This is a genomic window from Lysinibacillus sp. NPDC097287 (genome assembly GCF_044761695.1).
In the GTDB taxonomy this organism is placed as follows: Bacteria; Bacillota; Bacilli; order Bacillales_A; family Planococcaceae; genus Lysinibacillus.
Genome location: NZ_JBIWCX010000010.1, coordinates 19,967 through 33,709 on the forward strand (window position 1 = coordinate 19,967; position 13,743 = coordinate 33,709).

At 39.3% G+C, this 13,743-nt stretch carries 11 protein-coding genes; all 11 read left to right on the forward strand.

Going from position 1 to position 13,743, the window contains the following annotated elements; genetic code table 11:
- The first annotated feature begins 56 nt into the window (after window positions 1–56).
- The 11 genes from pcrA (at window position 57) to cydS (ending at window position 13,693) form a co-directional block, all read left to right on the forward strand.
- Window positions 57–2,309, forward strand: coding sequence for a DNA helicase PcrA (pcrA, locus tag ACIQ2D_RS14400; RefSeq protein ID WP_402865153.1), 2,253 nt, complete (start codon window positions 57–59; stop codon window positions 2,307–2,309).
- Window positions 2,310–2,323: 14 nt separating this feature from the next.
- Window positions 2,324–4,321, forward strand: coding sequence for an NAD-dependent DNA ligase LigA (ligA, locus tag ACIQ2D_RS14405; RefSeq protein WP_402865155.1), 1,998 nt, complete (start codon window positions 2,324–2,326; stop codon window positions 4,319–4,321).
- Between the two features lie 18 nt (window positions 4,322–4,339).
- Window positions 4,340–5,479 carry a CamS family sex pheromone protein gene (locus ACIQ2D_RS14410; RefSeq protein WP_402865157.1) on the forward strand — a complete coding sequence of 380 codons (1,140 nt, stop codon included), beginning with the start codon at window positions 4,340–4,342 and terminating at the stop codon, window positions 5,477–5,479.
- Window positions 5,480–5,961: 482 nt separating this feature from the next.
- On the forward strand, window positions 5,962–6,249 hold the full coding sequence (gene gatC, locus ACIQ2D_RS14415) for an Asp-tRNA(Asn)/Glu-tRNA(Gln) amidotransferase subunit GatC (RefSeq protein WP_053581921.1): 288 nt from the start codon (window positions 5,962–5,964) through the stop codon (window positions 6,247–6,249).
- A 24-nt stretch (window positions 6,250–6,273) separates the two neighbouring features.
- A complete protein-coding gene (gatA, locus tag ACIQ2D_RS14420) occupies window positions 6,274–7,737 on the forward strand; it encodes an Asp-tRNA(Asn)/Glu-tRNA(Gln) amidotransferase subunit GatA (protein ID WP_402865159.1) in 1,464 nt (487 codons plus the stop codon).
- A gap of 1 nt (window position 7,738) precedes the next feature.
- Window positions 7,739–9,166 (forward strand): Asp-tRNA(Asn)/Glu-tRNA(Gln) amidotransferase subunit GatB, encoded by a 1,428-nt coding sequence (gatB, locus tag ACIQ2D_RS14425; RefSeq protein WP_402865161.1) that lies wholly within the window; start codon window positions 7,739–7,741, stop codon window positions 9,164–9,166.
- A gap of 192 nt (window positions 9,167–9,358) precedes the next feature.
- Window positions 9,359–9,919: a thioredoxin family protein gene (locus tag ACIQ2D_RS14430; protein ID WP_402865163.1), complete on the forward strand. Its 561-nt coding sequence runs from the start codon at window positions 9,359–9,361 to the stop codon at window positions 9,917–9,919.
- 68 nt (window positions 9,920–9,987) lie between these two features.
- A complete protein-coding gene (locus tag ACIQ2D_RS14435) occupies window positions 9,988–10,926 on the forward strand; it encodes a diacylglycerol kinase (protein ID WP_402865165.1) in 939 nt (312 codons plus the stop codon).
- 260 nt (window positions 10,927–11,186) lie between these two features.
- Window positions 11,187–12,533: a cytochrome ubiquinol oxidase subunit I gene (locus ACIQ2D_RS14440; protein WP_402865364.1), complete on the forward strand. Its 1,347-nt coding sequence runs from the start codon at window positions 11,187–11,189 to the stop codon at window positions 12,531–12,533.
- Complete coding sequence (locus ACIQ2D_RS14445) at window positions 12,530–13,555, forward strand: cytochrome d ubiquinol oxidase subunit II (RefSeq protein ID WP_402865167.1); 1,026 nt, start codon at window positions 12,530–12,532, stop codon at window positions 13,553–13,555. Before ACIQ2D_RS14440 ends, ACIQ2D_RS14445 begins: the two co-directional genes overlap by 4 nt.
- A 12-nt stretch (window positions 13,556–13,567) precedes the next feature.
- Window positions 13,568–13,693: a cytochrome bd oxidase small subunit CydS family protein gene (cydS, locus tag ACIQ2D_RS14450; RefSeq protein WP_402865169.1), complete on the forward strand. Its 126-nt coding sequence runs from the start codon at window positions 13,568–13,570 to the stop codon at window positions 13,691–13,693.
- Window positions 13,694–13,743 lie beyond the last annotated feature (50 nt).

Genomic DNA, 13,743 nt, shown 5'->3' on the forward strand with positions numbered 1-13,743 from the left:
CGAAAGTAGAGTAACAGGTACGATTTTACAGGGGTGAATTTAATAGGTGGTGCGAAATGGAACAATTAACGAAAAATTTATTAGCAGGAATGAATCCTGAGCAGGAAAAAGCGGTGAAAACAACAGAAGGGCCGCTACTTATTATGGCAGGTGCTGGATCGGGAAAAACACGCGTACTGACACATCGAATTGCATATTTAGTCGTTGAAAAAGAAGTCTATCCATCAAAAATTTTAGCCATTACATTCACGAATAAAGCAGCACGTGAAATGCGTGAACGTATTGACGCTATCCTTGGTAATGGAACTGGCGATAGTATGTGGGTATCAACATTCCACTCTATGTGTGTACGTATTTTGCGTCGTAATATCGATCAAATTGGCATGTCTCGAAACTTCTCGATTTTAGATTCTACAGATCAGCTATCGGTTGTGAAAAATGTTTTAAAGGAAGAAAATATCGATCCGAAACGTTTTGAGCCACGAGCAATTTTAAATGCCATTAGCTCAGCAAAAAATGAATGTATTACAGCAGATGATTTTGCTGCAAATATGAATGAAAATAACCCGTATGAAAAAACAGTAGCTAAGGTATATAAAGGCTATGAAAAACGACTGCGTCGCAATCAATCGCTTGATTTCGATGATTTAATCATGACAACCATTACTTTATTTAAGCGTGTACCTGAAGTACTGGAATACTATCAAAATAAATTTCAATATATTCATGTGGATGAATACCAAGATACAAATAAATCACAATATTTACTTGTGCAACTACTAGCAAAGAAATTCAAAAATATTTGTGTAGTAGGAGATTCTGACCAATCAATTTATCGCTGGCGTGGAGCAGATATCGGAAATATTCTATCGTTTGAAAAGGATTATCCGAATGCAAAGGCCATTATGCTCGAGCAAAATTATCGTTCTACAAAACGCATCCTCCAAGCGGCGAATGACGTCATTCAAAATAATACGACGCGTTATCCAAAAGAGTTACGTACAGATAATGCAGAAGGCGAAAAAATAGCTATGTACAAAGCGTACAATGAGCAGGAAGAAGCGCAGTTTGTCGTGCAAACAATTCAGCATTTAATCGACAAAGAAAACCGTTCACTCGATGATTTTGCTATTCTTTATCGGACGAATGCACAGTCACGTGTTATGGAGGAAGTGCTCGTTAAGTCGAATATGACCTATCAAATCGTCGGCGGTACGAAGTTCTATGATCGTAAAGAGATTAAAGACTTACTCGCATATTTACGACTTATCGCGAATAACGATGATGATTTATCTCTCGCACGTATTATTAATGAACCAAAGCGTAGTATTGGTGCCACTTCTTTTGAGAAAATGGCGCGCTATGCAATTGATCAAGATCGTTCAATTTTTGAAGCAATGAATGATTTGATTTTTATGGGGTTAACAGGTAAGGCTGCAGCATCTGCGGAGCATTTTTATGCGATGATTAAAGGCTTCACGGAGATGCAAGAATACTTATCTGTAACAGAGCTTGTGGAGCAAGTGATTGAGAAGTCGGGCTATCGTGCAATGCTACAAAATGAAAAAACGATTGAAGCAGAAAGCCGACTAGAAAACATTGAAGAGTTTTTATCTGTAACAAAAGCATTTGAAGAGCGTAGCGAAGATAAGTCACTGATTAGCTTTTTAACCGACCTTGCGCTGGTGGCAGATATTGATGCCCTCGACAAAGAGGATACATCTAAAGGCAGTATCATTTTAATGACGATGCATGCTGCAAAAGGATTAGAATTTCCGGTTGTCTTCATTATTGGGATGGAGGAAAATATTTTCCCTCACTCTCGTTCACTGGATGATAACGACGAAATGGAAGAAGAAAGACGTTTAATGTATGTTGGTGTGACACGTGCAGAAGAGCGATTGTATTTAACATGCGCCGGTTCACGTACGATTTTTGGGCGCACAAGCTATAATAATGCGTCGCGTTTCTTACGTGAGATTTCAGAGGATATTACAGAATCTATTTCTAAAGGTGGCAGTAAACCAGACGTGCCGTTTGCATCAAGTAATCGATCTGCTGGTGGCTATAAAAAACGTTCGCTTGGAGCGGTACAACAAACACAACCAGCATCTGCACGTTTACAATCAACAGGTGGCGACCAGTTTGGTTGGAAGGCTGGCGACAAAGCAGTCCATAAAAAATGGGGTACAGGCATGGTCGTTAGTGTAAAGGGTGAGGGTGATGGAACAGAACTTGATATTGCGTTCCCACAACCAATAGGTATTAAACGATTACTAGCACAATTTGCCCCAATCGAAAAAGCGTAAGCGGAGGAAATTAAATGAACGAAATTGAACAACGCATTGCGGAGTTAAATAAATTATTACATGAGTATGGACATGCATATTATGTGCTCGATAAGCCGGTTGTATCGGATAGCGTATATGACCAATTACTGCATGAATTAATAGCATTGGAAGAGGCAAATCCATCACTGGTTTACCCAGATTCACCAACACAACGAGTTGGCGGTGCAGTGGTTGATGGCTTTAAAAAAGTAACACACGATTATCCAATGCTCAGTCTTTCAAATGCCTTTAATGAGGCAGATTTGCGTGAATTTGACCGTAAAATTCGCCAAGCAATTGGTGATAATTTTTCTTATGTATGTGAACTGAAAATTGATGGCTTAGCGATTTCATTGAAGTATGAAAATGGTGTTTTTGTGCAAGGTGCAACACGTGGAGATGGTGAAGTTGGCGAGGATATTACTGCTAATTTGAAAACGATTCGTGCGGTTCCGCTTCGTTTAAAGGAGCCGTTAACGATTGAAGTGCGCGGTGAAGCATACATGCCTAAAAAATCTTTTGACAAGCTAAATACACAGCGTCTTGAAAATGGTGAAGAGCTATTTGCAAATCCACGTAATGCCGCTGCTGGTTCTCTGCGTCAGCTAGACCCTAAAGTTGCAGCTAGTCGTCAGCTATCAACATTTATTTATTCTATTGGTGGAGACGGTGAAGCATATGGTATCGATGGGCACAGCGAGATGCTTGATTATTTAGAAGGGCTAGGCTTCCCTTCAAATAAAGAGCGTCAGCATTGTACATCGATTGAAGAGGTATTAGGCTTTATTGAAAAGTGGACTGAAAAACGTCCAGATTTAGCATATGAAATTGATGGTATTGTTATTAAAGTCGATCGTTTTGCACAACAAGATGAGCTCGGATATACAGCGAAAAGTCCGAGATGGGCTATAGCGTATAAGTTCCCAGCAGAGGAAGTTGTGACAACATTACTTGATATTGATTTAACGGTTGGACGCACTGGTGTTGTGACACCAACAGCAATACTAGCACCAGTACAAGTAGCAGGAACGACTGTGCAACGTGCCTCACTTCATAATGAAGATTTAATTCGCGAGAAAGATATTCGTCTGGGCGATACTGTCATTATCCGAAAAGCAGGAGATATTATTCCGCAGGTTGTAGGTGTGCTAGTAGAGCAGCGCCCTGAGGATTCTGTCCCTTACGAAATGCCTGCAAATTGTCCGGTTTGTGACAGTGAACTGATCCGTATTGAAGGGGAAGTAGCGTTACGTTGTGTAAATCCCGCATGCTTTGCGCAAATTGCAGAAAGCATTAAATATTTTGTCTCTCGTAATGCCATGAATATTGACGGGCTTGGTGAAAAGGTTGTTGAACAATTACTACGAGCTAATTTAATTCATGACGTTTCAGATTTATATCAATTAAAGGTTGAACAGCTTATTGAACTAGAGCGCATGGGTGAAAAATCAGCGACGAATTTAGTAAATGCGATTCAAGCATCAAAGGACAATTCAATGGAACGTTTACTAATTGGGCTTGGTATTCGTCATGTTGGTGAAAAGGCAGCGAAAATTGTTTCGGAAGAATTTGAAACGATGGAGGCAGTCATGTCTGCGACTGAAGAACAGCTAGTGGCGATTCACGAAATTGGCGATAAAATGGCCTCATCGCTTGTCGAATACTTTGCAAATGAAGATGCCTGTGCAGTGATTGCTCGTCTTGCTGAAGTGGGCGTTAATATGACGTATAAAGGCAAAAAGGTCGAAGTGGCAGCAGGCGACAATCCATTCGCAGGTAAAACAATTGTGCTTACTGGTAAACTTGAGCAATTGACACGTAACGAGGCAAAAGCGAAAATAGAAGAGTTAGGTGGTATTGTCACTGGAAGTGTCAGCAAAAAGACAGATCTTGTTATTGCTGGTGAAGATGCAGGTTCTAAATTGACAAAGGCAGAGCAACTAGGCATTGAAGTTTGGGACGAAAACCGCCTAATCGAACAACTTTCATAGTAAAGGGGTATTAAAAAAATGAAGTCATTTCGACTCATTCCGGCATTAGTGGCGGCAGCAATGTTAGTAGGATGTGTGCCTGCTTCTAAGGAAGATACAGAGATTGCACAGGATAAGCAGCAGGAAAAAGCGGAAACAACGATTATTCCAAATATATCGATTGATGATTCTTATTATAAAACGTTAATCCCATATAAAGAAAGTGCTAGTCGTGGGTTAATTGTTTCAAATATTTACACGAAGTACGATATCAAGGAAGCAGAAACAGGGTTAATGCGTCTTTCTCAAAATGAGTTCGACACAGATAATTATTTTTTCCAAGAAGGTCAGTATTTAGCGGAAAGCACAGTGAAAGATTGGCTTGCGCGTAGCTCTCAAGAGGAGGATGGCTTAAACCCGCCAACCACTGATTCAATGACACCTGAAGAACGTGCAACAAAGGCACCTATTTATTTAGCGCATATTGTCGAGCAAAACTATTTAACAAAAACAGATGATAATAAAGTGAAACTAGGCGGAATTTCTATTGGTCTTGCCATGAATTCGATTTACTATTATCAAAAAGAACAGTACGGTGAATATTATGAGGAGCCAATTCCAGAAGCGGAATTAGTTAAGCAAGGGAAAAAGATGGCTGCTGAAATCGTATCTCGTTTACGTTCACGTGAGGAGCTAAACGATGTGCCAATTGTCGTTGGATTATTTAAGCAACAAGCACGCAATAAAATTATCCCAGGAACGTATTTCTCTTATGGTGTAGCGAAGGCTGGACAAAATGATATAAGTGATTGGCAAGCAATCGATGAAGAATATGTATGGTTCCCAACAGATGAATCTAAAGATGTCTACCGTGAAGTGAGTAAACACTTCAAAAACTTTAAGCAAGACGTCGATAAATACTTCTCAAACTATACAAGTGTTGTTGGTACAGGCTTCTATAAGAATAAAGAAATTCAAGAACTCAAGATAGAAATACCTATTCAATTTTTCGGCACTACTGAAGTAATTGGCTTTACACAATATTTGACGGGTTTACTCATTAAGCAATTCGATAATATTAATGTCGAGGTCAGCATTACATCTGTTAATGGTCCAGAGGCTTTAATTGTGAAAAAAGCGAATGATGGCGAACCTTACGTGCATATTTACGAAGGATGAAATATAGTCGGCATCGTGCTGACTATATTTTTATGCAATCAATTTTAGATGCTATGCTTTGGTATTAGAAGGCTTAACAAAACGCAACAACAGATATAATTCATTTCTTTTTTGCATATTATGACTGTCATCGTCAGTACTTTGTCATAGTAGAGAAAGTTTCCGTGTTTTTGGAGAAAGATGTGATTTTTAAGGTGAAAAATGTTATGATTGTTGGCATGGTTATCTTTCTTCAGCCCTATTGTTATCAATAAAAATAACGATTTTACCTTTATTCAGTTGGTATCGTAATTTCTGCTGAATAAAGATAAAGCCTCCGGCGGATGTCACAGATTTTGAAAGTAGAAGAGGGTGTCAGCTTAAGAACGTCGCATCCATGCGACAACAGCTGACTGACCTGCATCATGCAGGCCCGAGCACGATTCAAAATCTGGACTCAAATTCGCCGAGGCGAATTTGATGAATATTCGGAGGTGTAAATAATGGCGAAATTAACAAAAGAAGAAGTAAAGCACGTTGCTAATTTAGCACGTCTTGCAATTACTGAGGAAGAGGCAGAGAAATTTGCTGAGCAACTTGGTAAAATTACAGACTTCGCAGAACAATTAAACGAGCTTGATACGACAAATGTTGAACCAACTACACACGTTTTACCACTTGTTAACGTAATGCGTGAAGACGTAGCACACAAAGGTTTAGACCGTGAAGTAATGATGTTAAACGTAAAAGAACAAGAAGATGGTCAAGTAAAAGTACCAGCTATCATGTAATACTAAAATATAGGAGGATTCCTCATGACGTTATTCGAACGTTCAGCAAAAGAGCTACAAGCTGACATACAAGCAGGTAACTTAACGATCGCTGACTTAACAAAAGAAGCATACGAGCGCGTAGCAAAGCTTGATGGCGATGTACAAGCATTCCTGGCTCTAAATGAAGAAAAAGCAACTGCACAAGCAGCTGAAATGGATAAGGTACCTTTCAACGAACGTGGACCACTTTTCGGTCTTCCTATCGGGGTTAAAGACAACATCGTAACAGAAGGTTTAGAAACTACTTGTGCTTCTAAAATCCTTGAAGGTTTCATGCCAATTTACGACGCAACAGTTGTCCACAAACTACGCGAAGCGGGTATGGTGACAATCGGTAAATTAAATATGGACGAATTTGCAATGGGTTCTTCAAACGAAAACTCATACTATAAAACAACGAAAAATCCATGGAACTTAAATCATGTACCAGGTGGCTCTTCAGGTGCATCTGCAGCAGCAGTAGCTGCTGGCGAAGTTCCATTCTCACTTGGTTCTGATACAGGTGGTTCTATCCGTCAACCAGCAGCATACTGCGGCGTTGTAGGGATGAAACCTACATATGGTCGTGTATCTCGTTCTGGTCTAGTAGCATTCGCTTCTTCTTTAGACCAAATCGGACCGATTACACGTAATGTAGAAGATAATGCACTTTTACTTGAAGCAATCGCAGGCTTAGACCCGAATGATTCAACTTCAGCAAACGTAGAAGTACCAAACTATGTAGCAGCACTTACAGGCGATATTAAAGGTTTACGTATCGCTGTACCTAAGGAATTCCTTGGTGAAGGTGTTGGCGAAGCAGCAAAACAATCAGTACTAGATGCACTAGAAGTATTAAAATCTTTAGGTGCAACAGTAGAAGAGGTTTCACTTCCTCACTCTAAATATGCACTTGCAGCTTACTATATTCTTTCTTCTTCTGAAGCGTCTTCTAACCTTTCTCGTTTCGACGGTATCCGTTATGGCTTCCGTGCTGAGAACGTAGATAACTTACTAGACCTTTATAAAGAAACACGTGCACAAGGCTTTGGTGACGAAGTAAAACGTCGTATCATGCTTGGTACGTATTCACTTTCAGCAGGTACTTACGATGCTTACTACAAAAAAGCACAACAAGCGCGTACGCTTATCAAAGCAGACTACGACAAAGTATTTGAAGACTATGACGTAATTATTGGCCCAACTACACCAACACCAGCATTCAAAATTGGTGAAAATGTAAATGATCCAATGACAATGTACGCAAATGATATTTTAACAATTCCTATGAACTTAGCGGGCGTACCTGCGATTTCAATCCCATGTGGTTTTGAAAATGGTCTGCCATTAGGTTTACAAATTATTGGTAAACACTTCGATGAAGAGACAATTTACCGTACAGCGCATGCTTTCGAACAAGCAACTGAGTTCCATAAACAAGTTCCTCAAATTTGGGAGGGAAAATAACATGAACTTTGAAACAGTTATTGGTTTAGAAGTACACGTTGAGTTAAAAACTAACTCGAAAATCTTCTCTTCAGCACCTGCTCACTTCGGTGCTGAGCCAAATACAAATACAACAGTAATCGACCTAGGATATCCTGGTGTCCTTCCTGTATTAAATAAAAACGTAGTAGATTTCGCGATGCGTGCTGCACTTGCACTGAACATGGAAATCGAACAAGAAACAAAATTCGACCGTAAAAACTACTTCTATCCGGATAATCCGAAAGCATACCAAATTTCACAATTTGATAAGCCAATTGGTAAGAACGGTTGGGTTGATATTGAAGTAGACGGTTACACTAAACGTATCGGTATTACACGTCTTCACATGGAAGAAGATGCGGGTAAACTATCTCACGGTAGTGATCATTCTCTAGTTGACTTTAACCGTCAAGGTACACCACTTGTAGAAATCGTATCTGAGCCAGATATTCGCACGCCAAACGAAGCATATGCGTATCTTGAAAAAGTAAAATCAATCATCCAATATACAGATGTTTCTGACTGTAAAATGGAAGAGGGTTCTTTACGTTGTGACGCGAACATTTCAATCCGTCCGTACGGTCAAGAAGAATTCGGTACAAAAACAGAGCTTAAAAACCTTAACTCATTCAACTTTGTACGTCGTGGTTTAGAGCACGAAGAGTTACGTCAAGCAGACGTATTACTTTCAGGCGGCGTAATCGAGCAAGAAACTCGTCGTTTCGATGAAAAAACAGGGAAAACAATCCTTATGCGTGTCAAAGAAGGAACGGATGATTACCGTTACTTCCCAGAGCCAGACTTAGTGCGTCTTTCAATTGACGACGAATGGCTTGAGCGTGTACGTGCAGAAATTCCTGAGCTTCCAGATGCTCGTAAAAAACGTTATGTAGAAGAGTTAGGCTTAACAGCTTATGACGCAGGCGTACTTGTTCTTTCTAAAGAAATCTCTGACTTCTTTGAAGGTATGGTAGCAGCTGGCGCTGACGCAAAACTTTCGGCAAACTGGTTAATGGGTGATGTTTCTGCTTACTTAAACGCAGAACAAAAAGATCTTAAAGATACTGCTTTAACACCAGAAAACCTTGCAGCTATGGTGAAATTAATCGCGAACGATACGATCTCATCTAAAATCGGTAAAAAAGTATTTGCTGAATTAGTTGTAAATGGTGGTTCTGCGGATGAAATCGTTAAAGCTAAAGGGTTAGTACAAATTTCTGACGAAGGTGCATTATTAGCCATCGTTTCAGAAGTATTAGATAACAACCCACAGTCTATCGAAGACTTCAAAAATGGTAAGGATCGTGCAATTGGCTTCCTAGTTGGTCAAATTATGAAAGCAACTAAAGGCCAAGCGAACCCACCAATGGTCAATAAATTATTACAACAAGAAATTGCCAAACGCTAATTTCTTGTTGGTTGAAAAAAGCCAAGAGAGCAAAAGTGCTTTCTTGGCTTTTTATATGCAACAAAGATTCCAAAGAAATGTGTATACTAACAAATATAGTGGGATACTACATTTAATAGTTGTTTAAATTGAGTATTCATAGCAAAATATAGAATAGATGTAGTATTTGATTTCAAGGGGGAATGAAGTAAGATGAAAGCTGAACAAACATATTTCAATGAAGCAATTTCAATTCAACAATATATGGACGAGATGTCTACTTTAAAAGAGGAAAGTTTCCGAATTTATGATGGCTTTGAAGTACCGACAAAGGATGGTTTCATCGAGCTATTAAAAGAAAAGCAACCAAAGATCTTAACGATTACAGAAGATTGGTGCGGAGATGCTATGTTAAATAATCCAATTATTCGACGTGTTGCAGAAGCAGCTGGTTTGGACATGCGTACAGTATTACGCGATGCGGATACAGATTTAATTGATCGTTATTTAACAAATGGTGGTCGTGCTATTCCAATCTATGTATTATTAGATGATGAAGGACAAGTAATAGGCAAGTGGGGTCCTCGTGCACCAGAATTGCAAGAGAATGTCGTAAACAAACGAGCTAACTTGCCAGACAAAGAAGATCCAACATTTGAAGGCGCACAAAAAGCGTTGTACGCTGAAATTCGTGAAGAAAATATTTCGAACAAAGACTTTTGGACATTTGTCTATGAAGATTTTAAAAAACATGTAACAGCGGCATTACGATAAAAGCTATGCAACATTTCCGCGCAGTATGCGTTTAAGGAATAGAATCTTATGAAGCAGGAAGGTATGTTATGAAAAGAGCAAGAATCATTTATAACCCTACATCTGGACGCGAAGCATTTAAAAAGCATTTACCAGAAGTGTTGGAAAAACTAGAGGTAGCAGGCTATGAAACATCTTGTCACGCAACAACTTGTGAAGGCGATGCGACAAATGCGGCAAAGGCTGCTGTAGAACGAGGTTTTGATATTGTCATAGCAGTTGGTGGTGATGGTACGTTAAACGAGGTTGTTGCTGGTGTAAGTCAATTTGAAAATCGACCAAAAATCGGTTTAATACCTATGGGGACGACAAATGACTTTGCACGTGCGGTTCATATTCCAAGAAATATTGATGAAGCGATCGATATTATTGTTAAAGGGGATACGTTGCCGGTCGATGTTGGATTATTAAATGGAGAACGCTATTTCATTAATATTGCTGCAGGTGGTCGCATTACAGAGTTATCTTACGAAGTGCCGAGCAAGATGAAAACAATGCTTGGGCAGTTGGCGTATTATGTCAAAGCTGTTGAAATGATTCCATCCATCAAAGCGACACACATGCGTATTGAATACGATAATGAAGTGTTTGATGGCGATACAATGATGTTTTTATGTGGCCTGACGAATTCAGTTGGTGGCTTTGAAAAACTAGCGCCTGATGCGAGCATTAATGATGGTTTGTTTACATTAATTGTATTGAAAAAAGTAAGCTTACCTGAATTCGTACAACTTGCAGCAATGGCATTGCGTGGCGAGCATTTAAATGATGACCGCGTCATTTATAAAAAAGCTCGTTTTGTAAAAGTAACATCGCAGGATGAAGTACATTTAAATTTAGACGGAGAATACGGTGGAGATGCGCCGGCAACGTTTGAAAATCTAAAACGACACATTGAAATTTTTGTACCTATTGACGATATTCGTGAAGAAGATCGTGTGGAAAATCTCCAAAATGAGCAATTGTGAAATAAATAAGTGAAAAGTTTGACAATTGCACGTATATTAGTTGAACAAATATTGAAACCTTTATAATGGGCCGAATTTTCGGTTCATTATAAAGGTTTTTTTCATATCAATAGTGGAAAATGTGGGTATAAGAAGGAAAGGAAGTGTTGCATTTGTATAAATCGCAAGAAAAGAAGCTTATGTGGCTGAGCTTTGGAGTTGCAATTATTATGCTACTTTCCATACTCGGCAGAATATTTGGAAGTTAGGAGGGGGAAATGATGGTCAATGAATCAGCAGTCTTTTGGAGTAGAGCGTTAACGGAGTTGACTCTATCGTTCCACATTATCTATGCAACGATAGGTGTTGGTGTACCACTGATGATTATGATTGCACAGTGGACAGGATACAAAAACAATGACGAGCACTACATTTTATTGGCTAGACGGTGGGCGCGTGGATTTGTCATTACCGTTGCTGTTGGGGTCGTCACAGGAACAGCAATTGGGTTGCAATTATCACTGTTATGGCCAAATTTTATGCAGCTAGCCGGACAAACGATTGCATTACCACTTTTCATGGAAACATTCGCATTTTTCTTTGAAGCGATATTCTTAGGTATTTACTTATACACTTGGGATCGATTTGATAGTCAGAAAAAACATATGCTTCTACTCATCCCAGTAGCAATAGGTGCATCAATGTCTGCTGTGTTTATCACAATCGTTAATGCGTTCATGAATGCGCCACAAGGTTTTGATATTGTAGATGGTGAGCTCGTGAACATCCAACCATTTTTAGCAATGTTTAACCCTGCGATGCCGACAAAAGTTGCGCATGTACTTGTAACTGCCTATATGACATCGGCGTTTGTGTTAGCAGCAATTGCTGGATATCGCATGTTAAAAGGCTCAAACCATGTCTATCATAAAAAAGCTTTACTGTTATTAATGAAAATTGGATTAGTGTTCTCTATTGCATCAGCCATTATTGGTGACTTCTCGGGTAAATACTTAGCGGAATATCAACCAGAAAAATTGGCTGCAGCGGAATGGCATTTTGAAACAGAAGATAAAGCATCACTTGTGTTATTTGGTATTATGCAGGACGGTGAAGTGAAGTATGAAATTAGAGTGCCTTATGCCCTAAGTATTCTAGCGCACAATAATCCGAATGCAGAAGTAATTGGATTAGACCAATTTGCTGAAGAGGATCGACCACCTCTTTATATTCACTATTTATTCAACATCATGGTGTTTATAGGGATGTTCATGGTCTTTGTTTCATTGCTTTATGTTGTTGGTAAGGTACGGGGCTGGAAATTTATCCATGCACGTTGGTATAGATGGATTATTGTTGCAGGAGGACCACTATCTATTATTGCAATTGAAGCAGGCTGGTGGCTTGCGGAGGTTGGTCGTCAGCCATGGATTTTATATGGCCTAATGCGTACGCCAGAAGGAGCAACAACAAGTGATCATGTAGATTTAATGATGCTGTTATTTACAGGTGTTTATACGGTACTTGGAATTGGTAGTGTTATCGTACTGATTCGTATGTTTAAAAAGAATCCAATTGAACGTGAAATTGAAGATCGCCAATCTGAAAAGGGTGGTGACATCGTATGACGTTAGAAGTTTTAGGGATTTCAGTACTGTGGATTTTCTTATTTGGTTATGTGATTGTTGCATCAATTGATTTTGGAGCAGGTTTCTTTAATGCTTACAGTTTACTTATTGGGAAAAATCACATATTGACGAACATTATTAAACGTTATTTATCGCCAGTTTGGGAAGTGACGAACGTCTTTTTAGTATTTTTCTTCGTGGGGATTGTAGGATTCTTCCCGCAAACAGCGTTTTACTACGGTACAATTTTGCTCGTGCCAGTTAGTATCTCACTTGTATTACTGGCGATTCGTGGCTCGTACTATGCATTTGAATCGTATGGCTCGCGAGGGCATATCGGGTACACTTTAACTTATGGCATTTCAGGATTACTAATCCCAGCATCTTTTTCTGTCATATTTGCAATTGCAGGCGGTGGTTTCGTAGATATGGTGAATGACCAACCAGTACTCGATTATTGGGCGCTGTATACGAGCGCTTATGCATGGAGTATCGTCGTCTTGAGTATTGCAGCGGTGCTCTATATTTCAGCAGTATTTCTGACATGGTATGCACATAAAGCGAAAGATACGGAAGCGACTAGCCTAATGCGAAAATACGCACTTATTTGGGCAGCACCATTAATGGTTAGTGCGCTCGGCATTATGTATGAGATGAAAGGCATTAACCCAGAGAGCTACGACAATATGGTTAAACTATGGTGGCTGTTTGCTATCTCAGCGATCCTCTTTGTCATTACTGTTGTGCTTCTATGGATGAAGAAAAATTACGGTTTAGCAGTGGGATTACTAATTGCGCAGTTTGCCTTCGCGTTCTTTGCCTACGGTATCGCGCAATATCCGTATTTACTATATCCGTATTTAACAATTTACGATAGCTTCACAAGTAAACAAATGGCGATTGCATTAGTCATCGTATTTATTCTTGGGTTATGTTTATTGATACCGTCTTTATATTTACTGTTGAAATTATTCTTGTTCAACAAAGATTATCTAACAGGTAAAAAAGACAATCATGCATAGGAGGTATTAGGGATGGATGATTTCATCATTTTTTACGCGCCATTTATTGTGGTCATCTTAGGTATTGCCATTGCCTTTTGGTGGGCACCAAAAGATTCGCATGCTACGAAAAAAGATTTTATAGAGGATGAAAAATAAAGAAATGGACTATCCGAAAAGTCAGGTTGAGTGGCTTTATGGATAGTCCA

Excerpts from the sequence above, each read along its gene's own strand:
- pcrA (WP_402865153.1), top strand. The coding sequence starts at position 57 with ATGGAACAATTAACGAAAAATTTATTAGCAGGAATGAATCCTGAGCAG.
- ligA (WP_402865155.1), top strand. The coding sequence starts at position 2,324 with ATGAACGAAATTGAACAACGCATTGCGGAGTTAAATAAATTATTACAT.
- ACIQ2D_RS14410 (WP_402865157.1), top strand. The coding sequence starts at position 4,340 with ATGAAGTCATTTCGACTCATTCCGGCATTAGTGGCGGCAGCAATGTTA.
- gatC (WP_053581921.1), top strand. The coding sequence starts at position 5,962 with ATGGCGAAATTAACAAAAGAAGAAGTAAAGCACGTTGCTAATTTAGCA.
- gatA (WP_402865159.1), top strand. The coding sequence starts at position 6,274 with ATGACGTTATTCGAACGTTCAGCAAAAGAGCTACAAGCTGACATACAA.
- gatB (WP_402865161.1), top strand. The coding sequence starts at position 7,739 with ATGAACTTTGAAACAGTTATTGGTTTAGAAGTACACGTTGAGTTAAAA.
- ACIQ2D_RS14430 (WP_402865163.1), top strand. The coding sequence starts at position 9,359 with ATGAAAGCTGAACAAACATATTTCAATGAAGCAATTTCAATTCAACAA.
- ACIQ2D_RS14435 (WP_402865165.1), top strand. The coding sequence starts at position 9,988 with ATGAAAAGAGCAAGAATCATTTATAACCCTACATCTGGACGCGAAGCA.
- ACIQ2D_RS14440 (WP_402865364.1), top strand. The coding sequence starts at position 11,187 with ATGGTCAATGAATCAGCAGTCTTTTGGAGTAGAGCGTTAACGGAGTTG.
- ACIQ2D_RS14445 (WP_402865167.1), top strand. The coding sequence starts at position 12,530 with ATGACGTTAGAAGTTTTAGGGATTTCAGTACTGTGGATTTTCTTATTT.
- cydS (WP_402865169.1), top strand. The coding sequence starts at position 13,568 with ATGGATGATTTCATCATTTTTTACGCGCCATTTATTGTGGTCATCTTA.